The sequence below is a fragment of the Pseudomonas sp. D4-21 genome, assembly GCF_051132125.1.
Lineage (GTDB): Bacteria > Pseudomonadota > Gammaproteobacteria > Pseudomonadales > Pseudomonadaceae > Aquipseudomonas.
In genome coordinates this window covers 669,392-695,840 of sequence record NZ_CP071664.1, presented here as the reverse complement: position 1 = coordinate 695,840, position 26,449 = coordinate 669,392, and the positions used below count along the sequence as shown (strand labels likewise).

Below are 26,449 nucleotides of genomic sequence, written 5' to 3'. Positions count from 1 at the left end.
CCTGACCGACTCGACAGCTACCTGTTACCGCCCCCGCACATCTGCGGGGCGCGAGTGAGTACAAACTACCCACTTCAGGGCAAAACTGCTGCCCTGAAACCCCCGTTCTAGAGCCTTTGCGCGGAACAATCAATTCTGTTGATTATTACCATTGTCTTTATGAACTTTTATATCGACTTATCGAGAGTAGCATTGCCCTCGTACCCACTTTTCAGCCCTCCCGAGGAGCAACGATCATGAAACGCCAAATACTGATGAGCCTTTCCCTTTCACTGCTGGCCTCTACCGCTTTCGCCCTGCCAGCTTCCGAACAAGCCACTCCACAGGTCAAGGACAGCCACTCTGTCTACAGCCAAACCGTCGCCGAAGGTGGCCGTGACCGCCTGGAAGAAAAAGGCCTGGTTGAAGGTGGCTCCGACCGTACTCCACAAGGCCAGACCTTGGCTGCCGATGGTTCCGACCGTACTCCACAAGGCCAGACCTTGGCTGCCGATGGTTCCGACCGTACTCCACAAGGCCAGACCTTGGCTGCCGATGGCTCCGACCGTACTCCACAAGGCCAGACCTTGGCTGCCGATGGTTCCGACCGTACTCCACTGGGCGAATCCCTGGCCGCTGACGGTTCCGACCGCACCCCACTGGGCGAATCCCTGGCCGCTGACGGTTCCGACCGCACCCCACAAGGCCAGACCCTGGCTGCCGATGGTTCCGGTCGCACTCCACAAGGCCAACTCCTTGCTGCGGACGGCGGCGATCGCGTCATCAAACGCCGCGGCGAAGTGAGCTGAGCCCATGGTGGTTATGAAAAAAGCCCGATTCCTTGAATCGGGCTTTTGATTTTCCAGCACCTCGTTTTCCCCGATTACCTCCTACCGTTCGACGACGGCAAAGCCGATTTGCTAGAGTGCGTCGCTCCCATGACTCGGAAGTCAGTCCTGCGATGCTGCCCCGCGCCGAACAGAAACAACAGACCCGAAACGCCCTGATGGACGCAGCCCGCCACTTGATGGAATGTGGCAGGGGGTTCGGCAGCCTGAGCCTGCGTGAAGTGGCCAAGACGGCAGGCATCGTACCGACCGGGTTCTACCGACACTTCCAGGACATGGACCAATTGGGCCTGGCGCTCGTCAGCGAAGTCGGCCAGACCTTTCGCGAAACCATACGACTGGTACGTCACAACGAGTTCGTCATGGGCGGCATCATCGACGCGTCAGTGCGGATTTTTCTCGACGTGGTTCATGCCAACCGATCCCAGTTTCTGTTCCTGGCTCGCGAGCAATACGGTGGATCGCAGCCGGTCCGACAAGCCATCGCGAGGCTGCGTGAAGACATCAGCTCGGACCTGGCCGCCGACCTGGCGCTGATGCCGAAACTCCAGCACCTGGACCTCGCCGGGCTCAACGTAATGGCCGATCTCATCGTCAAGAGTGTCTTCGCCACCTTGCCGGACATCATCGACCCGCCCGCCGAAGCCCTGCCCGAGCACCTCACGCCCCAGGCGAAGATTACCCAGCAACTGCGGTTCATCTTCATTGGCCTCAAGCATTGGCGTGGATTGGGCAGTACCGAATAGCGCCTGATGTTTCCTTAGTGGGAAGGCGCTTGCTCGCGATGGCGGAGTCTCGGTCCCCTGGTTGCTTACCTGACACACCGCCTCCCGAAAAACCACGGGACAGATGTTCCGCGATGTAGGAAAAGGCGCATCCGAGCCTGCGAACTTTCCTATTCGCTGCAAATGCCACCCGCGCCGGAATTGCGCTCAATCAGCGGCTCATCGTCTTATTCATCGCTTCCGAGAACTGTCAACGCGCCCTTGCGTAAGACGGACTGGTATAGGAGCCATGAAAATGAACGCAGAAGATTTTTTGCCCACGGTAGAGCCAGCCGTGGGCCGCCGTGCGCGCCGGAATGAAATGAAGGAGAACACGCAATGAACAGAGGCTATTTCATTGGCCGGGGCGACAAGACCACGTGTGGTGGTGAAGTGCTGGATGGCGATGGCAGGGTCAATATGTTCGGCCTGCTGCACGCCCGCGAAGGGGACCGGGTTTCGTGTGGAAAGGACGGAAAAATCTATCAGATCAGGGGCGGCATAGCGCACATGGTCAGCCATGGCAAGCGAATGGCCGGCACGTTGGATAGTCACAGTACCTGCCCCTGCAAAGCGCAACTGATCCCCTCGGTATCCTGGGCCACTTATGAAGGTGCGAATTCTGCACCGCAAGCCAACCGAGCCGCTCAGCCGGCTCCACAGCCCGCGACCGCGACCCACGCACCAAGTGCTTCACGCCAATCGTTTCTCGCCCCGTCAATCAGCCCGCCGCCCCGCACATCCACCCGCGTAGAACCCCTGGAACCGGGCTTCTACGTTGTGCCCAGAAGCGTGACCCGCGAAGCGCTGGAGGCGACGCTGTTCCAATCACCCGACCCGGCGGTGATGCGCAAATTCCGCGCGCTCAATCCTTATCGCGATGTGGTCAAGGCCGGTTCGATGATCGTGCTGAGCGATCCGAACAATCATCAATGCACCCGCGAAGAGGCGCTGTTGATGGAAACAGCAATATGGATCAACGATGCCCTTGAGCCGCTAAGCGCGGACGAGGCCGACTTCATGGCCCGGCATCGAGATGAAATCGAGACTTTCTTCGCCCAAGGCTCGACTGCCATCGGTGTTGGTGAAGCCATCTTCGCCAAAAATCTGGAGGACGTTAAAACTGTTCTGCGGGATATCGAGGCGTTGCATCAACGTACTTTCCGGCGCGATGGGCACTTACGGTCGTCGGATTTTTTTGCAGAGCGCAAACAACTGCTTTCTAGGCTCGACACTCATCTGACCACCCTGACGCGAAAGGGCACTGGGCTTCCAGATCATCCAAACTTGAAAAGCGCCTTGGGCATCTCCAGTCGCAGTTTGGTCCACCGTTGGACCAAGGCTGGTGGCGCAGGTCAGATTCCAGGTTATGCGACACATATTGAGGGTGTCTCCAAAGCGGCCAAAATCATCAAGTACGGGGGGTGGGTTGGCCCGATTATTGGTGGTGGAGCTTCGTATATGAAGGTCCAGGATGTTTGCACGGCAGATAGTGCGCAGGCTTGTAAGAAAGTTAAGTTCGCTGAGACTGGCAGCTTCGCGGGTGGCGTGGCAGGTGGTGTAGCAGCAGGCGCCGCCCTGACTGGGCCTGTGGTTGGAGCGATCTGTATCGGGTTAAGTGTGCCGACAGGAGGGTTGGCAATGGTGGGGTGCGGTCTTCTGGTGGTCGGAACGGGGTCGCTTGCGGGGGGTGTCCTTGGAGGAATACTGGGTGAAAAAACAGGCGAACTTATCTATGAGGCTGCCCAATGACTGTGAGCGTCTCTGAAAAATTATTTATGGTCGTTGGGATAATTGATTTGGGAGGAATTTTCATTTGGATTGGAATGTGTCTGTACTTGGCTTACAAAAAAATGGACCTAATATTGGATCACTTGAAAAATTGTTCAGCTGTCATGACGATCGCATCACTGCGCCATGGTGGTCCTTGGGGAAAATTGATGCTGGTAGGCGGTATTTCCGGACTCATCACCTTTCCCAATTTCTACCTCAAAAGAGGCGGACTTAATGTCGAAGACATAAATAGTTTTCCCGCGAGCCTTAAGCGCAAGCTAGTAGCACTGCAGTGGTGTGTTATCGCACTTCTATCGGTAATGATTGCTCTTGCCATGCTCGTTAAGTTTGGTCTCGCTTAGTCTTCCTGTCCCATAGCTCGACCTGTGTCTTGTGATTCAACTCTGATCGCGATGGTCAGCACATCATATGGCCAGAAAGGCACTGTCAGGCTTGAACTAGGCAGCGCTTTCGTGTGGGAGCGAGCTTGCTCGCGATGGGGGCAGGTCAGGCAACTCTGATGTCGGCTGGTCTACCACTATCGCGAGCAAGCTCGCTTCCACAGTGCGCCGTGCAAGCTACAAGATGGTGCGCAACACCACCAAGCGCACCATAACGGCACGCAATCCGCCCCATCCTGAAACGCCATCCCCAGGTATTTCCTACACCATCTTCGATTGGCAAGCCCCTTGCTCTAAACACAGCAATGTTCATTGCTGGAAGCACTCCGATGCTGGTGATTCACCGCAGAATCGACACACAACCAGGCTGGGACGCCGAGTTGCACCTGACCTTCGACGCACGCAGCAAAAGCCGCCTGCGCTGTTTCAGTGCCGAAGGCGAGGACGTGGGGCTGTTCCTCGAACGAGGCCAGCCACCGCTGTACGACGGCGAATGCCTGCAGGCCGAGGACGGGCGCATCGTGCGTGTCTGCGCGCGTCCCGAGCAGTTGCTGCATGTCACCTGCGCCAATGCGTTCGAGTTGACCCGCGCGGCCTACCACTTGGGTAATCGCCACGTGGCCCTGCAAGTAGGCGATGGCTGGCTGCGCTTGCTGGACGACTACGTGCTCAAGGCGATGCTCGAACAGCTGGGCGCCACCGCCGAATCCATCGAAGGCCCATTCCAGCCAGAACACGGCGCCTACGGCGGCGGCCACCATCATTCCCGGCACGGCGATGAAGATTTCAACTACGCGCCGCGCCTGCACCAGTTTGGTGTGCGCACATGAACCCGGCCTGGGCGCTGCTGCGCCTGGCCAGTCCACAACTGCCGATTGGCGGCTACAGCTATTCCCAGGGATTGGAAATGGCGGTGGATAACGGCCAGGTTCGGACGCCCGACGACGCACGCCAATGGCTCAGCGACCAAATGCTGCTGAACCTGGCGCGCTTCGAAGCGCCTCTGCTGCTGGCCCATTGCACAGCCGCCGCGGCTGACGATTGGGACAGGCTGCGGCAACTTTGCGAGCAACACCGCGCCAGCCGGGAAACCCGCGAGCTGTTTCAGGAAAGCCGGCAGATGGGTTACTCGTTGCAGCAGCTGCTCGCCGGCCTGCCGGAACTCGACAGTGCGGCCCGCGACTTTCTGCAGCAGCGCGGCGAACCCCACCTGGCGCTGGGCTGGGCCTTGGCGGCGCGCGCCTGGAACATCGGCCCGCAGGACGCCCTCGCCGCCTGGTTGTGGAGCTGGCTGGAAAACCAATTGGCGGTGCTGATGAAAACCCTGCCCCTGGGTCAACAAGCCGCCCAGCGCCTGACGAGCGAGTTGTTGCCGGTGCTGCAACAAGCCCAGCACATCGCCTCGAACATCGATCCCGATCATTACGGCAGCGCCGCGTTTGGCCTGTCCCTGGCGTGCATGGCTCATGAGCGCCAGTACAGCCGCCTGTTTCGTTCCTAGGAGACACACATGAACACACAACCTCTGCGCGTGGGTATCGGCGGCCCGGTGGGCTCCGGCAAGACCGCGCTCACGCTTGCCCTGTGCCTGGCCCTGCGCGAGCGCTACAACCTCGCGGTGGTCACCAACGACATCTATACCCGCGAGGACGCCGACTTCCTGGTGCGCAACGAAGCCCTGGCGCCGGAACGGATCATTGGCGTCGAAACCGGCGGCTGCCCACACACGGCGATCCGTGAAGACGCGTCGATCAATCTGGAAGCAGTGGACCAGTTGAACCGGCGTTTCCCAGGCCTGGACCTGATCCTGGTGGAGTCCGGCGGTGACAACCTGTCGGCTACCTTCAGCCCCGAACTGTCGGACCTGACCATCTATGTCATCGACGTTTCGGCGGGCGACAAGCTGCCCCGCAAAGGCGGGCCGGGTATCTGCAAGTCCGATTTGCTGGTGATCAACAAAATCGACCTGGCGCCACTGGTCGGCGCGTCCCTGGAAATGATGAACAGCGATACCCAGCGGATGCGCAACGGCAAGCCGTTCGTCTTCAGCAACCAGAAGACCGGCCAGGGCCTGGACGACATCATCGCCTTCATCGAGCGCCAAGGCCTGTTGACGGCCGCGTGATCTTTCCCATTTCAACAAGGAAGCTTCTCCATGACATGCAAACGTATCTGCGGCGCCCTCGCCCTGCTATTGACCCCGGCGCTGGCCTTCGCCCACCCCGGCCACGGCGATAATGGCCTGATCGCCGGGCTGGGCCACCCGATCGGCGGGCTCGATCATTTGCTGGCGATGCTCGCGGTCGGTTTGTGGGCCGCCCAACAACAAGGCGCTGCGCGCTGGGCACTGCCGTGTACCTTCGTCGGCGCAATGCTGCTTGGCGGCGTGCTGGGTTTTGAAGGCCTGCACCTTCCGGCGTTGGAAAGCGGGATCGCCGCCTCGGTACTCGCCCTGGGCCTGGCGGTGGCACTGGCCGTGCGTCCACCGCTGGGCCTGGCTGTCGCTGCGACTGCGGTGTTTGCGCTGTTCCATGGCGTGGCCCATGGCTTGGAGCTGCCGGACATGTCCAGCCCCTGGGCTTACGCCGTAGGCTTTGTCGCAGCGACAGCGGCGTTGCACGGCGCAGGTTTTGCGCTGGTGCGGGTGTTGCCGCGAGCGGCGGCGCCATTGGTGCGGTTGGCTGGGGCGGCTTCGGCGGCGGCCGGGGTTTGGCTGTTGGCGGGTTGATTCTCTAGCGCCCAGCCGGCCCTCATCGCGAGCAAGCTCGCTCCCCCACTTTGATCGGTGTACGCCCCGCCCTGTGGGAGCGAGCTTGCTCGCGATGACGGACTTACAGGCGTCATCTCTCTGGAGTCGGTCACTCTGCTACCATGTCGCGCATTCGCCCCCGCCGTGACGACGTCCGCCAATGCCTGATGCTTCCCGCCCCGCTCCCCAGCCTGAATTGACCGCCCTGTTCGCCACGGTGCGCCAGCATTTTCACGACGTGATCGTGCCGATGTGGCAGGGCCCGGGCTGGAATGCCGAACTGGCGTTGCCCTATGAATCCCTCGACAGCCAGCACCAGCCGCTGCCGCCCCAGCGTTACCGGGCCATGGCCTGTGCGCGGCAGCTGTATGTGTTCGCCAGCCTGATCGGTGAGGTGCCGCAGGCCGAGGAGCGCGCCGCCGCGTTGTTCCGCTCATTGCAGCGGCATTTCCACGACGCCGAACATGGCGGCTGGTTCTACAGCATCGACCCGCAGGGCGCGCCGCTGGACACGGGCAAAGACCTTTATACCCACGCGTTTATCCTGTTCGCCTGCGCCCATTACTGGGGCAAGGTTCGCGAGCCGTTGGTGGAATCGACGTTGAACGCCGCGCTGGAAGTGATCAGCCGGCGCTTCGCCACCGGGGACGGTCTCTACGAAGCCAGCCTGGTGCGTGACTGGTCGACCTGCCAATCCGGCCCGTTGCAGAATCCGCTGATGCACCTGGCCGAAGCGTTCCTGGCAACCCTCTCGGTTCGCGACGATGCCACCGTGCGCCAGGCGTTGCTGAGCCTTTGCGATGGGATGTACCGGCACTTCGTGGACCCGGAACAGAAGGTCATGATGGAGAAACCACTCAAGGCTGTGGATAACTGGTTCGAGCCAGGCCATCAATTCGAATGGTATTTCCTGCTGGCCTCATCGCCCTTGTTGCGTGGTGGCAAGCTGCACACGGCGCTGGAGCACAGCTTTGGTTTTACCGAGCGACAAGGTGTCGATCCGGACTCCAGCGCGGTACGCGCGATGCTGAGCCTGGCGCCGCAATCGACCCCACGCGACGCCACTCAACGCATCTGGGCCCAAGCGGAATACCTGCGGGCATTGACGTTGCGCCCGGGAAGCGACAATGCCTTGCTGCGTCAACTGCAAGCGCTGCAGCAGCATTTCTTGCATCCCCGAGGCTGGAATGAATGTCTTGACGCCGACGGCATCGTCAGCCGCCGGGACATGCCTTCGACCACCCCTTATCATCTTCTGACCTGCTACCGCGGTCTGGCCGACTACCTGGCGTAACACTTTTCGTGGCGAGGGAGCTTGCACCCTCGCCACAACAGCTCATCATTTCCAGCTCAATAAGGCCAGCGGTCAGGCCTTGTTGCGTTCGATGGCGAACCCGGCCCAGGTCTGGCTCACCGGCATCAGTTCGAGGCTGTTGATGTTGATGTGCGCCGGGGTGTTGAGCACCCAGAAAATGGTGTCGGCGATGTCCTGCGGTTGGATCGGCTCGGCGCCGGCGTAGGTCGCGTCGTAGCGCGCCTGGTCGCCACCAAAACGCACCAGCGAGAACTCGCTCTCGCACAGGCCCGGCTCGATGTTGCTCACCCGCACACCCGTGCCTTGCAAGTCGCAACGCAGGTTCAGGGAGAACTGTTTGACGAACGCCTTGCTCGCGCCATAAACATGGCTGCCTGGATACGGGTAATTACCGGCAATGGAACCCAGGTTGATGATGCCAGCGCCACGACCATGGGCGATCAGGCGCGGCAGCAGCAGGCGCGTGCTGTAGATCAGACCTTTCACATTGGTGTCGACCATGGTGTCCCAATCATCAAGGTCGCACTTGGGCGCCGGATCGACGCCCAAGGCCAGGCCGGCATTGTTGATCAGCCCGCGCAGCGTGGCAAAGGATGGCGGAAGGTTGCCGATGGCTTCTTCCATGGCCTTGCGATCACGCACATCCAGCACCAGGCCATGGACCTCGGTCTGCTTCGACAGCTCGGCACAAAGGGCATCGAGGCGTTCTTCACGACGGCCGGTCAGCACCAGCTTCCAACCGGCCTCGGCGAAACGACGGGCACAGGCTTCACCAAAACCGGACGTCGCGCCAGTGATAAACAGGGTGTCAGACATCGTGTTCTCCTTGCTTGGGCTTCAAACAGCCATTGAATGGAAATCGGCCCACAGCATGCCCGGGCTGGCCCGCCAGGGGCAAGGCTTGATCAACGCTTTAATCCTGCGATTGCTCAAAAAACAAACAATGAGCGTCAGGCCTTGTCCAGCAAGGGCCGCAGCGGGTTGCCCGCACCTTATCCACAGGTAGGTCCACAATAAACGGGGGCAAGTGAAAAACCGGTAACCCTTTGTGCACAAGGCTTTGCGCGGGTTTTGGAATATTTTTTCGCTTGACCTGGCAAGTCAGGTTGTGCAGATCAGGTTATCTGCTATAAGGCGGCGCTTGATGTCGCGATGGCTCCAAGCCAGCAATCACGCCGCTGAGCGCCGTCTTTCCAGAGTTTAGTCACAGACTTATCCACAGGCTTGCCCACAGACTTTCGAGCCCATTTCCACCCACATAAAACTGTTGACAACAGCCGCTCCCCTTTAACCAAAGATGCCTGATCAAAAAACGATCACAGGCCTGAAAGGCACGTATTCAAAGGCTTACAGCCAGCTACTCCCACGTTACCCACAGCCAGCTCCACAGCAAACGGGGACAAGTCAAAACCGTGACAAAACAACTGTTTGCGGCGACTTTATGTCGCGATTTCACAGAGGGTCAGGATTGTTGTCCACAATTGCTGAACCCCTACAAATTTCACTGTGGGAGCGAGCCTGCTCGCGAAGGCGGCGTATCAGATACATGAATGTCGCCTGATCCACTGCCTTCGCGAGCAGGCTCGCTCCCACAGGGGTTGGTGGCGTTTTGGAGAGATAAAAAAACCGGCGATCACTCGCCGGTTTTTTTGTTGCAGCCGCCGCCTCAATGGCCGCCGAGATACGCGTTACGCACCTCTTCGTTGGCGAGCAGTTCCTTGCCGGTACCGGTCAGGCGGATTTCGCCGTTGACCATGACATAGGCCCGGTCCGACAACTTGAGCGCGTGGTTGGCGTTCTGTTCCACCAGGAAGATCGTCATCCCGGTGGAAGCCAATTCACGCAGGGTGGCGAAGATCTGTTTCACCACGATTGGCGCCAGCCCCAGGCTCGGCTCATCGAGCAGCAACAACTTCGGCCGGCTCATCAGTGCCCGGGCAATGGCGAGCATTTGTTGCTCGCCGCCGGACATGGTCATGGCCCGCTGGTTGCGCCGCTCCTTGAGCCGGGGAAACAACTCGAACATGCGCTGCATGTCTTCGCTGGCATATTTGTCGCCAATGGGGATGGTGCCCATCAGCAGGTTTTCCTCGACGGTCATGTCCGGGAATACCCGCCGTCCTTCCGGCGATTGGGCGATACCGTTGGACGCGATGTAGTGCGACGACTTGTGGGTGATGTCCACGCCTTGGTAGATGATCTGCCCGCCCGCAGCGCGGGGCTGGCCGAAGATCGACATCAGCAGCGTGGATTTGCCCGCGCCGTTGGAGCCGATCAGGCTCACCGTTTCGCCTTCGCCAATGTGCATCGAGACTTTCTTCAGGGCCTGGATCGGCCCGTAAAATACGTCCAGTTCCTTGAGTTCGAGGATAGGTCCACTCATACCAGCTCCTCTTCGTCGGCGCCCAGGTAGGCCGCGATCACCTTCGGATCGTTGCGAATCGCCTCGGGACCACCCTCGGCGATCACGTTGCCGTGGTCCAGCACCACGATGTGGTCGGAAATACTCATCACCATGCCCATGTCGTGTTCGATCAGCACCACGGTCAAATCATGCTCGTCGCGCAGCAGCCGAATCATTGCGCTCAGCGCTTCGGTTTCCTGGGGGTTGAGGCCGGCGGCCGGTTCGTCGAGGCAGATGATCTGCGGACGCGTGCACATGGCCCGGGCGATTTCCAGGCGGCGCTGCTGGCCGTAGGAAAGCTCGCCGGCCAGGCGGTTGGCGCAATCCACCAAGTCCACCACTTCCAGCCAATAGAAGGCATGGTCCAGGGCGTCGCTTTCAGCTTTGCGATAGCCCTTGGTGTTGAGGATGCCCGCGATCAGGCTGCGGTTGACCCACATGTGCTGGGCCACCAGCAGGTTTTCCAGTACCGACATTTCCTTGAACAGACGAATGTTCTGGAAGGTGCGCGCCAGGCCGGCGCGGTTCACCAGGTGGGTGCCGCCGAACATCTTGTAGTACAGCCGGCTGGCGAAGGATTTCGGCGAGACAAAATCAGTAGGACGAAACGCTTCGCCCAACAGCTTGATCACGTTGGTCTGTTCGCCGCGTACGTTGAGTTCGATCTTGCCGCCCGAGGCCTTGTAGAAGCCGGTCAGGCAGTTGAACACGGTGGTCTTGCCCGCGCCGTTGGGGCCGATCAGGGCGAAGATCGAGTTGCGCTCGACCTGCAGGCTCACGTCGCTGAGGGCTTTGATGCCACCAAACTGCATCATCAGGTTTTCGACTTTGAGTACGACTTCGCTCATGGCGCTACCCCCTTGCGCGGCGTCACGCCGGTACGGCTGATACGAATCAGGCCTCGCGGGCGCCAGATCATCATCAGCACCATCAACACGCCGAACAGCAGCACCCGGTATTCAGAGAAACTGCGCAGAAGCTCCGGTGCCACGGTGAGCACGAATGCCGCGATCACCACACCCACCGTCGATCCCATGCCACCCAGAACGACGATGGCCAGAATCAGCGCCGACTCGAAGAAGGTGAACGAGGATGGATTGACGAAGCCCTGATAGCTGGCGAAAAACACACCCGCCAGGCCCGCGGTGGAGGCACCGATGGTGAAGGCCGAGAGCTTGACCAGCACATGGTTCAGGCCCATGGAGCGGCAGGCAATTTCATCTTCGCGCAAGGCTTCCCAGGCGCGACCGACCGGCATGCGGGTCAGGCGATGCTTGATATACAGCACCAACAGGACGGTGATGAACAGCACGATGTAAATGAACAGGAATTTGACGTTGGGGTTGTAGTCGATGCCGAAGAACTCATGGAACGGCACCCCACCGTCCTTCGCTCGCCTGCCAAATTCCAGGCCCATGAAGGTCGGGGAAGGCACCGGCATGCCATTCGGTCCGCCAGTGAACGACAGCCAGTTATTGAGCACCAACCGGATGATTTCGCCAAACCCCAGGGTCACGATGGCCAGGTAGTCACCGTGCATTCGCAACACCGGGAAGCCCAATATGCACCCGGCCATCGCCGCTGCGATGGCGGCCAGCGGCAACACGGTCCAGAAACCCAGCCCCAGGTATTGGTAGCCCAGCGCCAGCCCATAGGCACCGATGGCGTAGAACGCCACATAACCCAGGTCGAGCAGCCCGGCCAGGCCGACCACGATGTTCAGGCCCAGGCCCAACAGCACGTAAATCAGCCCGAGGATGACCACCGTCAGCACGTACTTGTTGGCGAAGAATGGAAACACGATGGCGATCACGATCAGCGCCGGGATGATCCAGCGCAGGCGCGACTTGTAGTCCGGAGGCAGCACATGCACGCCGGAGCCGGTGCTCTCGAAACCCTGGAGAATCTTGAGTCCCTTGGAGGTTTGCAGGAACAGGCTCAGGGCAAAGCGCCCGACCATCACGATCGCCACCAGCCAGCCGACGCGGGCCGGCTGCAGGTTGAAACTGTAGCCATCGAGCACCACGCCGACGATCGGCCCGAACACAATCAGCGAGATCAGGCCGGCCAGGATCGCGTCGATGACGCTCTGTTTGATATCAAGCGGTTTATTGGCAGCAGACATACTTACACCTTCGCCACGAGTGGGCGACCCAACAGGCCTTGGGGACGGAAGATCAGAATCAGCACCAGCAGCGAGAAACTGAACACGTCTTTGTAGTCGGAGTTGATCAGACCGGAGAACAGCGACTCGGAAATCCCGAGGATGATCCCGCCGAGCATCGCCCCAGGCAGGGAGCCGATGCCGCCGAGTACCGCCGCGGTGAACGCCTTGATGCCGATGATGAAGCCGGCATAGAAGTCGAAGGTGCCGTAGTTCATGGTGATCAGCACACCGGCCAGGGCCGCCATGGCTGCACCGATGATGAACACGTAGGAAATCACCCGGTCGGTGTTGATCCCCAGGATCGAGGCCATCTTGCGGTCTTGCTGGGTGGCGCGGCACATGCGTCCGAGCTTGGTGTACTTGATGATGTAGGTCAGCAGCGCCATGCCGGCGAACGCGGCGATCAGAATGAAGATCTTGGTGTAGGTGAGCTGCACGAAACCGGTACCGATGTCGACGCGCATGGCGCCTTCAAGCAGTGTCGGAACACCCTGTTGACGGGCGCCCTGGCTGATCTGTGCATAGTTTTGCAGGATCAGCGAAATGCCGATGGCACTGATCAGCGGTGCCAGCCGGGTTGAGTTGCGCAGGGGTTTGTAGGCGACGCGTTCGATGACCCAGCCGTAGACCCCGGTGACCACGACCGTGAACACAAGGGTGCCAAGGATCATCAGCGGAAAGGATTCGATACCGAAGTAAGCCAGCAGAGCCAGACTGATTGCCGCGAGGTAAGCGGAAATCATGTAAACCTCGCCGTGGGCGAAGTTGATCATGCCGATGATGCCGTAGACCATTGTGTAGCCGATGGCGATCAGACCATAGACCGACCCGAGGGTCAGGCCATTGATCAGTTGCTGCAGGAAAATACCATCCATAACGCAATCTCACGCAGTGAGACAGCACATCCCGGGGACGCGACGACGGGTTCGAAGCCCAGCGCCCAAAAATGTGCGGCTCGTAGAAAAAAACAGACGGGCCGTTGGCTAATGCCAATCAGGACAGGGTGAGCACAGTCTCCGTGGCGAGGGAGCTTGCTCCCTCGCCACAGGCTAGTCATCCCTTCAAATTACTTCTGTTTTTCCAACTGGTGGTATTTGCCATCCTTGTCCCACTGGTAGACCACGTAGTCGGAGACTTTCAGGTCACCCTTGGAATCCCAGGTTTTTTCGCCCATGACGGTTTTCACCGGGTTGGCTTTCAGCCACTTGGCAGCGTCTTCGCCCTTGTTGGACTTGGCGCCGTTGAAGCCGGCAGCCAAGGCCTGGACCGACGCATAGGCGTACAACGTGTAGCCTTCAGGCTCGACGCCCTGGGCACGGAAAGCGTCTACTACGGCCTTGCTGTCGGGCAGCAGGCGTGGGTCGGCGCCAAAGGTCATGTACACGCCATCGACGTATTGCGCGCCGCCAGCGGTGGTGACCAGTTCGTCGGTGACGATGCCGTCATCGGACATGAATTTCACGTCCTTGAGGCCTTGTTCGCGCAGCTGGCGAACCAACGGGCCGGCTTCCGGATGCAGGCCGCCGAAGTAGACCACGTCGGCACCGGCCGAACGGATCTTGGTGACCACGGCGCTGAAGTCTTTTTCACCACGGGTCAGGCCTTCGTACAACACCGGGGTCACACCACGCTTGGCCAGTTGTGCCTTGGTGGCATCCGCCAGGCCTTGGCCGTAGGTGTCCTTGTCGTGCAGCACGACGACTTTCTTGCCCTTGAGGACATCGACGATGTAGTCGCCGGCCACGATGCCTTGCTGGTCGTCACGACCGCACATACGGAACATCGCGCTCAGGCCACGCTCGGTCACGGCCGGGTTGGTCGAACCGGGGGTCATGGCGATGACGCCGGCTTCGTCATAGACCTCGGAAGCCGGGATGGTGTTGGACGAGCAGAAGTGCCCGACCACACCGATGACCTTGTCCTGGTCAACCAGACGGTTGGCCACGGCCACGGCTTGCTTGGGTTCGCAGGCGTCGTCGCCGGCTACCAGTACGATTTTTTCGCCGTTGACGCCACCCGCTTTGTTGATGACATCGGCCGCTGCCTGCGCACCTTTCATGTATTGCTCGCCAAACGCAGCGTTGGCACCGGTCATCGGCCCCGCCACACCGAATTTCACATCAGCTTGAGCAAACGCAGAAACACCCAGCGCAGTTGCCACTGCGAGGGCCAGAAAGCCTTTCTTGTAAAACGTCTGGGACATGAGGTGGTGCTCCAAGGTTTTTTTTAGTTGGCACTGCGACTTCACTTCACTGAAAAGCTCAGAGCAAGGGCCGTGCCATCGGTTTTTTATTCTTAAAAAAGTCGCTGCTTTATTGTTATTTCGACTGTTTCGGGCCCTTTTTCACAGGGCGTGCAACCGTCTAAACCGCACGAGGTGCAACCTGATTTAAAAGTAGGTAAAACCCTCCATGAGCCATCATTGCAACCGCCGCATGAAACGGCGTGCAACCACTGTGTAACAACCTACGTCACCGAACTGCACACTGTCGGTGCGCGGCTGCTACAACCCGCACCATAACAGGCTAGACGTTCAACTAAAAAACGCCGCCATCAGAAACACTTTTCAACAATCAGATGACGATGCGCAAGCACTGGCCCGCGTGGTACAGCGAAAAGCCCGCTTCATACAAGCAGCTGCGCAGGCCGACACCCGCCAAAGGCTGCATCGGCGCGAAGGGGATCGGCAGCGCCTTGGCATCGCCGTGGCACAGGTAATCGGCAAATGCCTTGCCCACGACAGTGCCGGTGGTCACGCCCCGCCCGTTGTAACCGGTCACTGCCACTAGGCCGGGTGCCGGTTCGAACAGACGCATCAAATGATCAGGCGTGAAAGCGATGCAACCGGTCCAGGTGCATTCCCATTCCACCGGCTTCAGGTAAGGGAAATAGTGCTGCTGCACCCGGTCAGCCCAGGCCTTGAGGAACCAGGCTGGCTTGCGGTTACCGTTGCCCAGGCTGCCCAGCAGCAGGCGACCGTCCTTGTCCCGGCGAATGCTGCTCAACACCTGGCGGGTATCCCAAGAGCCCTGCCCGCCCGGCAGGATGCGTCGGGCCGCCTCGTCGTCCAGCGGGACCGAGGCCACCTGGTAGTAATAACCGGGGAAAAAATTGCGCCGCAATTCGGTCCAGTCGCCCTCGGTATAGGCGTTGGAGGCGATCACGACTTGCTCGGCCAGCACCGAGCCCTGGGCGGTCTGAACCGACCAACGCTGGCCTTGGCGCTCCAACCGCGTCACCGGCGAATGGTCGAACATATGGGCGCCAAGATCCTTGGCGGCTTTGGCCAATCCACTGGCATAGGCCATCGGATTGAGCGTGCCGGCCCGGCGATCGAGCAACGCCGCGGCGATCTTGTCGGTGCCGGTGGCATCGACACAGGCTTGGCCGGTGAGCAGCTCAACCGGCGCGCCACGGCGCTTCCATTGTTCTTCGCGGCTGCGCAGGTCCGCCTCGCCCCGGGCGTTATGGGCCATGTGCAAGGTACCTTCGCGGCGCAGCTGGCAATCGATGGCGTACTTGTCGACAAGGCTGAACACCAACGCCGGCGCAGCGCCCAGCATACGGTTGAGCTGGCTGCCCACTGCCGCGCCAAACCCAGCCTCGATCTCGTCCGGCGGGATCCACAGACCGGCATTCACCAGCCCAACGTTACGCCCCGATCCGCCATGCCCGGCCCGATGAGCTTCAAGCACCGCGACACGCTTGCCTTGCTCCAGCAAATGCACCGCCGCCGACAGGCCGGTAAAACCTGCGCCGATGACGCAGACGTCCACCTTGATCTCGCCAGTGAGCGCAGTATTTTCAGGCCTTTGCGGCGTCAGTTTTTCCCACAGACATTCTTCGCGTAACGGCATTGCCAGACTCCAACAGAAACCCAACAAACACACAATTCAATGTAGGAGCGAGCCTGCTCGCGATGGCGGCGAATCAGTCACATCAGAAGTGATTGGCACACCGCTATCGCGAGCAGACTCGCTCCCACAAGGACACTTGACCGGTTCTCAGTCAAACGTAATCCCCTGTGCCAACGGCAACTCCAGCGAGTAATTCACGGTGTTTGTCTGACGGCGCATGTAGGCGCGCCATGCATCGGAGCCGGATTCGCGACCGCCGCCGGTTTCCTTTTCGCCACCGAAGGCGCCGCCGATTTCCGCGCCGCTCGGGCCGATGTTGACGTTGGCGATGCCGCAGTCGCTGCCCACCGCCGACATGAATTGCTCGGCTTCACGCACGTCGGTGGTGAAAATGCAGGAGGACAGGCCCTGGGGCACGGAGTTGTTCAAGTCCAGCGCTTCAGCGAAATCCTTGTAGCCGACCACATAAAGAATCGGTGCGAACGTTTCATGGCGCACCACGTCGCTTTGCTCCGGCATCTCGACGATGGCGGGCGAAACGTAATAGGCATTCGGGAACTGGTCTTCGAGCTGGCGCTTGCCGCCAAACACCCGCCCGCCTTCGCTCAGGGCCTGCTCCAGTGCGTCCTGCATGTTCTCGAAGCTTTGCTTGTCGATCAGCGGGCCCACCAGATTGCCTTCCAACGGATGACCGATGCGCACTTTCGAGTAGGCAGCCTTGAGCCGGGTGACGATTTCTTCCTTCACCGACTCATGGGCGATCAGCCGGCGCAAGGTGGTGCAGCGCTGGCCGGCGGTGCCGACGGCGCTGAACAGGATCGCGCGCACCGCCATGTCCAGGTCGGCGCTCGGGGCCAGAATCATGGCGTTGTTACCGCCCAATTCGAGAATGCTGCGGGCGAAGCGCGCCGCGACTTTCGGCGCCACTTCACGCCCCATGCGGGTGCTGCCGGTGGCGCTGATCAACGCCACGCGCGGGTCGTCCACCAAGGCTTCGCCGGCATCGCGACCGCCGATGATCACCTGGCTCAGGTACGGTGGCGCGTCGCTGAAGTTCTTCAGTACGCGCTCGAACAAGGCCTGGCACGCCAGGGCGGTCAGCGGAGTCTTTTCCGAAGGCTTCCAGATCACCGGGTTGCCGCAGACCAGGGCCAACGTGGTGTTCCAGGCCCAGACTGCAACAGGGAAGTTGAAGGCGCTGATTACGCCGACCACGCCCAGCGGGTGCCAGGTCTCACGCATGTGATGGCCGGGGCGCTCCGACGCGATGGTCAGGCCGTAAAGCTGGCGGGACAGGCCGACGGCGAAATCGCAGATGTCGATCATCTCTTGCACTTCGCCCAGGCCTTCCTGGGTGATTTTGCCGGCTTCCCAGGACACCAGTTCACCGAGGTCGGCCTTGTATTCACGCAACAGATCGCCGAACTGGCGCACCAGCTCGCCACGACGGGGGGCCGGCACCTTGCGCCACAGGTCAAAGGCATGCTCGGCCCGGCTGACCTGCTGCTCGACCTCGGCGGCGCCTTCCCAGTTCACCGCGCCGATGCGACTGCCATCGATGGGCGAATGCACTGGCTGTGTGCCGTTCTGGTACAAGGCCGGGTCGACACCCAGACGATCAAGCAATGCAGCAACCATGGGTAAATTCCTCAAGCGAAAGACAATGGGGTGGCAGCCGGACGAACACGGCTGATCAGACCTGTAGTTGTAGCTGGCCCGAGACTTGCCAACAAACGACCTTTAAGCGAGATATCATTCCGTTTATTCATGCTGCCCCTGAAGCAGACTCTTCAGCACAAAAGCAGAGCGACAAAAAATAAGGCTCCATCATGCTCAATAAACGCTATTTGCCGTCGATCACCGCGCTGCAGTGCTTCGAAGCAGTGACCCGTCACCTGAGCTTCACCCGCGCCGCCGAAGAATTGAACCTGACCCAGAGCGCCGTCAGCAAACAGGTCGCGCAGTTGGAAGAGTTGCTCCAGCACTTGCTGTTCCGTCGCGTGCGTCGACGCCTGCAATTGACTCCCGCAGGGGATTTGTACCTGGGAGAAGTACGAAAAATCCTCACCCAAGTTGAGATGTCCACTCATTACCTGCGTTCCTACGGTGGTGACACCGAAGTCCTGCGCGTGTCTACGCCACCAACGTTCGGCGCGCGCTGGTTGGTCCCACGGCTCAAGGGCTGGCGCCTGCGCCATCCCAGCATTCATCTGGACCTGTGCAGCGAGCAAGAGGCCGATGACCTACAGCAAGGTCGCAGTGACCTGGCGTTCTATTTTGGCCAAGCCTCACGACCCGGAACTGAATCCTTGAAACTGTTCGGCGAAGAACTGGTGCCAGTCTGCGCGCCGGGCAGCCTGCCGGACCAGCCTTTCACCGACCCGACGCAACTGACCGATCTGGTCCTGCTGCAAAACGCCTCGCGCCCACAGGCTTGGCACGACTGGTTCGAAGACCTGGGTTATCACACCGAACACAGCTACCACGGGCCGCGCTTCGAAACCTTCTATATGTGCATCCGCGCAGCCCAGGTCGGCTGCGGCGTGGCCCTGCTGCCCAGGTTCCTGGTGGAAGAAGAACTGGCCGACGGCAAGCTGGTCATTCCCTGGCAGCATGCGATGCCCAGCACCAATGCCTATTATCTGGCTTATCCGGAACATTCGGCGGAAGTGCCCAAGGTGCGGATGTTCGTGGAGTGGATGTTGGAGCAGATCGACGGTGCTGATATTGCGCAACAATAAGAGGGCTCCTCGCCACGAAGGCGTGTGAGGCAAAAAACACTGGCAAAACCCACCACGGTTATGCGCCACTAGCCCTTTCACTACGAACTGCCGTACGCCGCTGCCCGCCGCAGCCACCTGTCTGGAGATTCACGTTATGAGCGAGAGTGTATTTGCCGATCGCATCGTGCAGAACCTGCTCGACACCGACTTCTACAAGCTGACGATGATGCAGGCGGTGCTGCATAACTACCCCAACGTCGAAGTGGAGTGGGAGTTCCGCTGCCGAAACAGCGAAGACCTGCGGCCCTACCTTGCGGAGATCCGCTTCCAGATCGAACGCTTGGCCGAGCTGAGCCTGAGCGCCGACCAGTTGGGTTTTCTCGAACGCATCTGCTTCTTGAAACCGGATTTCCTGCGCTTTCTGGGCCTGTTCCGTTTCAACCTGCGCTATGTGCACACGGGCATCGAAAACGGCGAGCTGTTTATCCGCCTGCGCGGGCCATGGCTGCACGTCATCCTGTTCGAAGTGCCTTTGCTGGCCATTGTCAGCGAAGTGCGCAACCGCTATCGCTACCGTGAAATCGTTCTGGAACAGGCGCGGGAACAGCTTTATCGCAAGTTCGACTGGCTGAACGCCAATGCCAGTGCCGAGGAATTGTCCGAACTGCAAGTGGCCGATTTCGGCACCCGCCGTCGGTTCTCCTACCGAACCCAGGAAGAAGTGGTCAACGTGCTCAAGCACGACTTTCCGGGACGCTTCGTCGGCACCAGCAACGTGCATCTGTCCCGTGAACTGGACATGAAACCCTTGGGCACCATGGCCCATGAGTGGATCATGGCTCACCAGCAACTGGGCCCAAGGCTGATCGACAGTCAGATCGCCGCGCTCGACTGCTGGGTGCGCGAATACCGAGGGCTGCTGGGCATCGCGCTGACCGATTGCATCACCATGGACGCCTTCCTCAAGGATTTCGATCTGTTCTTCGCCAAGCTGTTTGACGGCTTGCGCCATGATTCGGGTGACCCGGTCATCTGGGCCGAGAAAGCCATTGCCCACTATCACAAGCTGGGTATCGACCCGATGAGCAAGACCCTGGTGTTCTCCGACAGCCTGACATTGCCAAAATGCCTGGAGATTTTCCGCGCCTTGCGTGGTCGCATTAATGTGAGCTTTGGTATCGGGACCAACCTGACCTGTGACATTCCAGGCGTGGAGCCCATGAGCATCGTGCTTAAAATGATCAGTTGTGACGGGCAACCCGTGGCCAAGATTTCAGACGAGCCCGGTAAGACCCACTGCAAGGACCCGAATTTCGTCGCCTATATGCGACATGTTTTCCAAGTACCTGCCGCCCTTTCTGGCACATCAAGCAAGGAGTGAATTCATGCAAGCCGTACAGCGTGAGATTGCTGAACAGCTCAAGGTCCAACCGCCATTTGCCGATGACGCCGCCCTCAAGGCCGAAATCGCTCGTCGGGTGAGCTTCATCCAGGACTGCCTCGTCAACTCCGGGCTCAAGAGCCTGGTACTGGGCATCAGCGGCGGGGTCGACTCGTTGACCGCCGGCCTGTTGGCCCAGCGTGCCGTGCGCGAGTTGCGGGAAAAAACCGGCAATGCGGCGTACAAGTTCGTTGCCGTGCGCTTACCGTACGAGACCCAGTTCGACGAACACGAAGCCCAGGCCTGTGTCGATTTCATCGAGCCAGACGAGCGCCATACCGTCAATATCGGCCCGGCGGTCAAGGCATTGGCCAAGGAAGTCCTCGCGTTCGAGGGCAAGGCGCCGGGCTCGCGGGATTTCGTGTTGGGCAATACCAAGGCGCGGATGCGCATGGTGGCGCAATACACCATCGCCGGCGCCGAACAGGGCATGGTGATCGGCACCGATCATGCGGCCGAAGCGGTGATGGGGTTCTTCACCAAGTTCGGTGACGGCGCCTGCGACCTGGCGCCGCTGAGCGGGCTGGTGAAAAACCAGGTCCGGGCCATCGCCCGCGACTTTGGCGCGCCGGAATCGCTGGTGGAAAAAGTCCCCACCGCCGACCTGGAAGACCTGTCGCCTGGCAAGCCGGACGAAGCGGCCCACGGCGTGACCTATGCCGAGATCGACGCGTTCCTGCATGGCCAACCGATTCGCGAAGAAGCGGCGAAGATTATCTGCGACACCTACCGCAAGACCGAGCACAAGCGAGTGATGCCGTACGCTCCTTGACCACCATTTGGTGGACAGGCCCATGTAGGAGCAAGCTTGCTCCCACAAAGGTTATTGCCTGGTATAAAAAAAGCGCCCTGCACGGGGGCGCTTTTTTCTGCCTGAAATTTGTTACTTCAGGGTAACCGTGCCTTTCATCATCGAGATGTGGCCCGGGAACGAGCAGAAGAAACCGTACTTCTCGGCAGCGTCCAGCTTAGAGACATCGAAAGTCACCGAGTCGGTTTCCTTGGCGCCGATAACCTTGGTGTGTGCGATAACGCGGGCGTCACCCTCCTTGAGATAGTTCTTGTCGATACCGGCGCCCAGGCCATCGGTGGCGATCGGCTGCATGTCGGCCTCTTTGCTCAGCACCCAGTTATGACCCATCACGTTTTTCGGCAGGTTACCCGAGTGAGTCAGCTCAACGGTGAACGTCTTGCAGCTCTTATCGATTTCGATGGCCTTGGTGCTGAAGGTCATCTGGTCGGTGGAATCGATGGTGGTCTTGCACTCCGCTGCCATCAGTTGGCTGCTGGCCAGCGTCAACAGGGATACTGCTACAAGTTTGGCGAACATCATGAATCTCCAAAGCATGGTTAACGAAATCCGTCAGAGGGGAAGACTGCCTGATTTTCTGGCAAGTTCCTATGACCTGAGTCAAAGATTGTATACAACTTAAGACTATCAGCCTGATGGACAGAATCAACCGGCCAGAAGTATGACGCACCTCTAAGATCTGTCCCATCAACCCTGGAGTGCTGGTCATGAACCTCAACAGCCTGTTATGCAGCTTGCTCGCCGCCTACGCCTGCGGTGCCAGTGGCACCTATGAAAAACCTCGCCGCGAGGTTTAATTCTTTGCGCAACAAAGGGCAGGCTTTACTCTGGTCCGGTCATCGAATCGCGGAGTGAAGCATGTCCATAGCGTCTGTTTGTGTATTTTGCGGCGCCAGCACCGGCAGCCACCCGGCCTATCTGGAAGCGGCCCAGGCCCTGGGCCGTGCTTTGGCCGAACGAAAACTCACCTTGGTCTACGGCGGTGGCGCGGTCGGTCTTATGGGTGTCGTTGCCGATGCAGCCCTCGCCGCTGGCGGCGAAGTGATTGGCATCATCCCGCAAAGTTTGAAAGACAAGGAAATCGGTCACAGCGGCCTGACGCGCCTTGAAGTGGTAGACGGCATGCACGCGCGCAAGGCCCGCATGGCTGAGCTCAGCGACGCCTTCATCGCCTTGCCCGGCGGGCTCGGCACCCTGGAGGAACTGTTCGAAGTCTGGACCTGGGGTCAGCTCGGTTATCACGGCAAGCCGCTGGGGCTGCTGGAAGTGAACGGTTTCTACAGCAAGCTCACCGGCTTCCTCGATCATATCGTCGGCGAAGGCTTCGTCCGCGCGCCGCATCGTGACATGCTGCAGGTGAGCGAATCTGCGCACACACTGCTCGATGCGCTGGACGAATGGCAACCGTCCGTGCAGCCAAAGTGGGCCGAACAAAAACCAAGCTAACGGCTCGGTCCCGATACAGGGCAGAATACGCGCCGCTCAACCTCACCTTCGACCCCAGAGGATCGCCCATGGCTAAACCCAATTATTCCTTCGCCAAACGTCAAAGAGACCTGGCCAAGGAGCAGAAGAAAGAGGAAAAGCTCCAGCGCAAGAAGGCTTCGGCTGAAGAAGCGGCCCTGAACCCGGACAGCGACGGCGACGGCGACGGCGACGTGGCGGCAGAACACGATGTGGATGTGCCGAAAGACCAGGCACCCGACGCCTGAATTCAGCGTTCCGCCGATGCCCTGTGGAAGCGAGCTTGCTCGCGATGACGGTTTGCCTGGCCCTTCCATGCTGGCTGAACCGCCGCTTTGGCGAGAAGGCTCGCTCCCACGATGGATCTTCTTATGACTCCAGCGGCATCACCGTCACCCGAACATCCGGATCATGGGTACCGCCCCCCAGGATCACCCCGCGCAGCGGCGACACATCGGAAAAATCCCGCCCCCAGGCCAAGGTGATGTGTTCCAGCGCCGGCTGCACGTTGTTGGTCGGGTCGAAGTCCACCCAGCCCAGCACCGGGCAGAACACCGAGACCCAGGCGTGTGACGCATCGGCCCCGATCAGCCGGGCCTGGCCGGGCGGTGGCTGGGTCAGCAGGTAGCCACTGACATACCGCGCCGCCAACCCGCGGGAACGCACGCAGGCCAACATCAGATGGGCGAAGTCCTGACAGACACCCCGGCGTCGCTCCAGCACTTCTACCAGCGGTGTCGCGACCTGGGTGGCCTCGGCATCGAAGGTGAACTCCTCGAAGATTTTTTCCATCAGCGCCCGCACACCGACCATCAACGGTCGGCCGGCCGGGAAACAGCTCTCGGAAAACTCGACGAAGCTGCGCTTGAGATGCACGTAGGGTGATTCGAAACGGTAGCGGCACGCGTCCATCCATTGTGCCGTCAGGGGCCGGCCGCTGTAGGTCAAGGCGTTACCGGTCGACTCCCAGGCCGGCGACAGGTTGAAATCCAGCGCGGGCCGCGCGAGCACCTCGACGCTCAGCCGGGCGTTGACCAGCAGCTCATCGTGAGGCCGCTCGAAAGCCAGGCGGGTCAGCGGGTTGCCGAATACATCGTGTTCGTCACGGCGGGTCGTCGGCTCCGGGCTGATGGACAGCTGTTGCTCGGTACAGCGCTGCCATTCGCAGTGTCTCGGCCATAGATGAGCCAGTTGCTGCGCGAGGGACACCGGGCTGTCGTAGTGATAATGGGTGTCATGGAGGATCTGGTAACGGGCACTCATCAGACGGATACCGTGCGTTGGCTGACATCGTCAACGTGGGCGAAGTGTCGCAAGGCCAGGCGATCGGAGACCTGGGCGCTGACGTCGGCGACTTCCTGTAACAGATCGGCCAGGCCATCGACCGCCGCGCGCAAGCTGGCCTCACCGAACAGCGGATTCTCCAGGCACCGCAAGTCGAACCGCGAAAGGCGCGCCACCAACTCCGGCAGGGCGGTTTCTCTCGGCGCGGCAAAATCATCGTTCAAGCGCTTGAGGGTGCGCGCCACCAGTTTCAATTGGAAAAGCACCGCATGGGGGTTCTGTTCGTCCAGCAACAACAGGTCGAGCACCGGAATCAACTGCGCCACCGCCAGGTAGCGCGAGCGGTACGTGATACTGCTGTTGCCCAATTCCAACAACCATTCCAGCCCGGCCTGATCGAATACCGCCTCGCCCCGCAGGAACGCCGCCAGGCTGCTGCTGAGAAATTGCAAGCGCTCCAGGCGTCGGCCGATCATGAGAAAACGCCAACCCTCGTCGCGCGTCATGTCGTCCAGGGCGAACCCCGACAATGCGGCCAGGGACATCACCAGGCGGTTGAGGAAATCCAACAGCTCGCCGAAATCCGGCTCGCTGGTTTCCAGCTCCATGGCTTCCCGCTGCAACTCCACCAGTGCCTGCCAGTTCTCCCGCGACAGCTTGCCGCGCACCTGCGAGGCCGCCCACTGCAAGCGCTGCAGGTTGGAGCGCAGGCTGAACGACCAGTCATCCCCCAGGACCGCAGCCAGCAAGCGCTCGGGCAATGCCCCCTCCTCAGGCAACAACATCAGGCTTTCGCCCAGAGACACCGCCGATTGCAAGGCCTGGGGGTCATCGCCATCGACGTACCGCGCCAACATGATCCGCAAAAGACGCGCACTGTCATCGCAACGCTCGCAGTAGCGACCGAACCAGAACAGGTTTTCCACCACCCGGGAGGGCAGGTACGGATCACGCCGCACCAGATCGTGAACACCCACGGTACGCTGGGCCTTCCATTGCTCGCCGCCGGGTGCCTGCTCTCCAAGCACCCAGGTGTCCTTGCTGGCACCGCCGCGCTGCATCGATACCACTTCGGCATCGGCCTCGGCGGCCACTCGGGCCAGGCCGCCGGACAAGACCCGATAATCGTCTTTTCCCGCTACGGCATACACGCGCATGCCGATCGCCCGGGGCTGGAGCTGGCCGTGTTCGGCCTGCCACACCGGAGCCTGGGACAGTTGCGCCAACTCTTGCGCGACATACGCATAGGGCCGCGCCTGCATGCGCGCCGCCAGCTGGCCGCGCTGCTCCTCGTTCAGATCGCGGCCGAACACCGGTGCGAAACTCTGGGAAGGAAACGCCGGCTTGATCAACAACTGGGGCAATTTCTCCAGCGCCTGGGCCAGCACCGGCGGCTCGCCGCACCACCAGGTGGCGATGGAGGGCAGCAGCAGTTCTTCGCCGAACAGATACTGGTTGATCCGCGGCAGGAAGCCCAGCAGACCTGGCGACTCCAGCACGCCACTGCCCAGGGCATTGGCCACCAATACCCGGCCCTGGCGCACCGCGTCCAACAATCCGGGTACGCCAAGGGCCGAATCGGTGCGTAACTCCAGGGGGTCGCAGAAATCGTCGTCGAGCCGACGCATGATCGCGTGAACCCGGCGCAGGCCGCTGAGGGTCTTGAGGTACACCGTGGCGTCCCGAACGGTCAGGTCACCGCCCTCCACAAGGGGATAGCCGAGTTGGCGCGCCAGGTAGAGATGTTCGAAATAGCTTTCGTTGAATCGTCCCGGCGTGAGCAATACCACCAGCGGCGGCTCGCCATCGCTGGGGGCCTGTCGCGCCAGGGTTTCCTGCAAGGTGCGGAAGAAACCGGACAGATGCCGCACCTTCAGGTCGCGATAGAGATCGGGAAAGGCACGAGAGACGATCATGCGGTTTTCCAGCGCATAACCCGCCCCTGAGGGCGCCTGGGTCCGATCGGCGGTGACCCACCAGCGGCCGTCGGGCGCACGCGCCAGATCCACGGCATACAAGTGCAGGAAATCACCGTCCGGCGGAGCGATGCCCTGGCAAGGCCAGAGGAAATTGTTGTGTCCGAAGACCAGCTCCGCTGGCAGCAGCCCTTCACTGATCAGCCGCTGCGGTCCGTACAGGTCGGCCAGTACCGCATTGAGCAAACGCGCGCGCTGGGCAATGCCGGCCGACAACAGCTTCCATTCCTGGGCGTCGATGACGTGGGGCAGAAGGTCCAGCTCCCACGGCCGGTCGGCGCCCTTAGGGTCGGCATAGACGTTATAGGTGACACCGTTTTCCTGGATCTGCCGTGCCAGCAGTGCCTGGCGCTGGACCAATTGGCCCGGCGTGCTGCGCTGCAACTGGTCGAACAGCCGTTGCCAGTGCGCACGCACCGCGCCGCTGCCGTCCAGCAGTTCGTGATAGGTGCCCGTCGTCAGCGGGTAACGGTCAAGCAGGTCAGGCATGGAA

The 26,449-nt window shown here is 60.5% G+C and carries 25 protein-coding genes; 14 read left to right on the top strand and 11 right to left on the bottom strand.

Annotated elements, in window-relative coordinates:
• The first annotated feature begins 236 nt into the window (after positions 1-236).
• The 9 genes from J3Q04_RS03070 (at position 237) to J3Q04_RS03030 (ending at position 7,808) form a co-directional block, all read left to right on the top strand.
• Positions 237-788 carry a hypothetical protein gene (locus J3Q04_RS03070; protein WP_434608045.1) on the top strand — a complete coding sequence of 184 codons (552 nt, stop codon included), beginning with the start codon at positions 237-239 and terminating at the stop codon, positions 786-788.
• A gap of 152 nt (positions 789-940) precedes the next feature.
• Complete coding sequence (locus J3Q04_RS03065; protein ID WP_039592574.1) at positions 941-1,573, top strand: TetR family transcriptional regulator; 633 nt, start codon at positions 941-943, stop codon at positions 1,571-1,573.
• 357 nt (positions 1,574-1,930) lie between these two features.
• A complete protein-coding gene (locus J3Q04_RS03060; RefSeq protein WP_434608047.1) occupies positions 1,931-3,343 on the top strand; it encodes a PAAR domain-containing protein in 1,413 nt (470 codons plus the stop codon).
• Positions 3,340-3,726, top strand: a complete 387-nt coding sequence (locus tag J3Q04_RS03055) for a hypothetical protein (protein ID WP_420766225.1) — start codon at positions 3,340-3,342, stop codon at positions 3,724-3,726. The genes J3Q04_RS03060 and J3Q04_RS03055 overlap by 4 nt, the downstream gene beginning before the upstream one ends.
• Before the next feature lie 368 nt (positions 3,727-4,094).
• The gene (gene ureE / locus J3Q04_RS03050; protein ID WP_434608049.1) at positions 4,095-4,595 is read left to right on the top strand and encodes an urease accessory protein UreE; all 501 of its coding nucleotides are present in this window, start codon (positions 4,095-4,097) and stop codon (positions 4,593-4,595) included.
• Positions 4,592-5,266, top strand: a complete 675-nt coding sequence (locus J3Q04_RS03045; RefSeq protein ID WP_434608051.1) for an urease accessory protein UreF — start codon at positions 4,592-4,594, stop codon at positions 5,264-5,266. The genes ureE and J3Q04_RS03045 overlap by 4 nt, the downstream gene beginning before the upstream one ends.
• 9 nt (positions 5,267-5,275) lie before the next feature.
• Positions 5,276-5,890, top strand: coding sequence for an urease accessory protein UreG (gene ureG / locus J3Q04_RS03040; RefSeq protein ID WP_420766222.1), 615 nt, complete (start codon positions 5,276-5,278; stop codon positions 5,888-5,890).
• 30 nt (positions 5,891-5,920) lie between these two features.
• Positions 5,921-6,493, top strand: a complete 573-nt coding sequence (locus J3Q04_RS03035) for a HupE/UreJ family protein (RefSeq protein ID WP_434560938.1) — start codon at positions 5,921-5,923, stop codon at positions 6,491-6,493.
• Between the two features lie 181 nt (positions 6,494-6,674).
• Positions 6,675-7,808, top strand: a complete 1,134-nt coding sequence (locus J3Q04_RS03030; RefSeq protein WP_434608054.1) for an AGE family epimerase/isomerase — start codon at positions 6,675-6,677, stop codon at positions 7,806-7,808.
• Between the two features lie 72 nt (positions 7,809-7,880).
• Here J3Q04_RS03030 and J3Q04_RS03025 read toward each other — a convergent pair whose 3' ends face one another.
• The 8 genes from J3Q04_RS03025 to amaB form a co-directional block, all read right to left on the bottom strand.
• Entirely contained in the window at positions 7,881-8,645 is a 765-nt protein-coding gene (locus tag J3Q04_RS03025; protein WP_434608057.1) for an SDR family oxidoreductase, read from the bottom strand.
• Positions 8,646-9,495: 850 nt separating this feature from the next.
• Positions 9,496-10,212, bottom strand: coding sequence for an ABC transporter ATP-binding protein (locus tag J3Q04_RS03020; protein ID WP_053117959.1), 717 nt, complete (start codon positions 10,210-10,212; stop codon positions 9,496-9,498).
• Positions 10,209-11,081, bottom strand: coding sequence for an ABC transporter ATP-binding protein (locus tag J3Q04_RS03015; protein ID WP_420766217.1), 873 nt, complete (start codon positions 11,079-11,081; stop codon positions 10,209-10,211). The genes J3Q04_RS03020 and J3Q04_RS03015 overlap by 4 nt, the downstream gene beginning before the upstream one ends.
• Positions 11,078-12,358: a high-affinity branched-chain amino acid ABC transporter permease LivM gene (gene livM / locus J3Q04_RS03010; RefSeq protein ID WP_434608059.1), complete on the bottom strand. Its 1,281-nt coding sequence runs from the start codon at positions 12,356-12,358 to the stop codon at positions 11,078-11,080. Before livM ends, J3Q04_RS03015 begins: the two co-directional genes overlap by 4 nt.
• Positions 12,359-12,360: 2 nt before the next feature.
• Positions 12,361-13,275, bottom strand: a complete 915-nt coding sequence (locus J3Q04_RS03005; protein ID WP_420766215.1) for an ABC transporter permease subunit — start codon at positions 13,273-13,275, stop codon at positions 12,361-12,363.
• Positions 13,276-13,466: 191 nt separating this feature from the next.
• Complete coding sequence (locus J3Q04_RS03000) at positions 13,467-14,603, bottom strand: ABC transporter substrate-binding protein (protein ID WP_420766214.1); 1,137 nt, start codon at positions 14,601-14,603, stop codon at positions 13,467-13,469.
• 370 nt (positions 14,604-14,973) lie between these two features.
• Positions 14,974-16,257 (bottom strand): L-pipecolate oxidase, encoded by a 1,284-nt coding sequence (gene amaA, locus J3Q04_RS02995; RefSeq protein WP_434608062.1) that lies wholly within the window; start codon positions 16,255-16,257, stop codon positions 14,974-14,976.
• Between the two features lie 147 nt (positions 16,258-16,404).
• Positions 16,405-17,895, bottom strand: coding sequence for an L-piperidine-6-carboxylate dehydrogenase (gene amaB / locus J3Q04_RS02990; RefSeq protein WP_420766212.1), 1,491 nt, complete (start codon positions 17,893-17,895; stop codon positions 16,405-16,407).
• A 191-nt stretch (positions 17,896-18,086) separates the two neighbouring features.
• On the opposite strand from amaB, the gene J3Q04_RS02985 reads away from it, so the two are divergent.
• The 3 genes from J3Q04_RS02985 (at position 18,087) to nadE (ending at position 21,193) form a co-directional block, all read left to right on the top strand.
• Complete coding sequence (locus J3Q04_RS02985; protein ID WP_420766211.1) at positions 18,087-18,998, top strand: LysR family transcriptional regulator; 912 nt, start codon at positions 18,087-18,089, stop codon at positions 18,996-18,998.
• A 136-nt stretch (positions 18,999-19,134) separates the two neighbouring features.
• Positions 19,135-20,361, top strand: a complete 1,227-nt coding sequence (gene pncB / locus J3Q04_RS02980; protein ID WP_420766210.1) for a nicotinate phosphoribosyltransferase — start codon at positions 19,135-19,137, stop codon at positions 20,359-20,361.
• A gap of 4 nt (positions 20,362-20,365) precedes the next feature.
• Positions 20,366-21,193 carry an ammonia-dependent NAD(+) synthetase gene (gene nadE, locus J3Q04_RS02975; RefSeq protein ID WP_420766209.1) on the top strand — a complete coding sequence of 276 codons (828 nt, stop codon included), beginning with the start codon at positions 20,366-20,368 and terminating at the stop codon, positions 21,191-21,193.
• Positions 21,194-21,304: 111 nt separating this feature from the next.
• On the opposite strand, the gene azu is transcribed toward nadE, so the two are convergent.
• The gene (azu, locus tag J3Q04_RS02970; protein ID WP_434560950.1) at positions 21,305-21,751 is read right to left on the bottom strand and encodes an azurin; all 447 of its coding nucleotides are present in this window, start codon (positions 21,749-21,751) and stop codon (positions 21,305-21,307) included.
• Positions 21,752-22,090: 339 nt separating this feature from the next.
• On the opposite strand from azu, the gene J3Q04_RS02965 reads away from it, so the two are divergent.
• Both J3Q04_RS02965 and J3Q04_RS02960 read left to right on the top strand, forming a co-directional pair.
• Entirely contained in the window at positions 22,091-22,678 is a 588-nt protein-coding gene (locus J3Q04_RS02965) for a TIGR00730 family Rossman fold protein (protein WP_434608065.1), read from the top strand.
• A gap of 68 nt (positions 22,679-22,746) precedes the next feature.
• On the top strand, positions 22,747-22,944 hold the full coding sequence (locus J3Q04_RS02960) for a hypothetical protein (protein WP_434608067.1): 198 nt from the start codon (positions 22,747-22,749) through the stop codon (positions 22,942-22,944).
• A 121-nt stretch (positions 22,945-23,065) separates the two neighbouring features.
• On the opposite strand, the gene J3Q04_RS02955 is transcribed toward J3Q04_RS02960, so the two are convergent.
• Entirely contained in the window at positions 23,066-23,959 is an 894-nt protein-coding gene (locus J3Q04_RS02955) for a transglutaminase family protein (RefSeq protein WP_420766205.1), read from the bottom strand.
• On the bottom strand, positions 23,959-26,445 hold the full coding sequence (locus J3Q04_RS02950; protein ID WP_434608069.1) for a circularly permuted type 2 ATP-grasp protein: 2,487 nt from the start codon (positions 26,443-26,445) through the stop codon (positions 23,959-23,961). Before J3Q04_RS02950 ends, J3Q04_RS02955 begins: the two co-directional genes overlap by 1 nt.
• Positions 26,446-26,449: the final 4 nt, after the last annotated feature.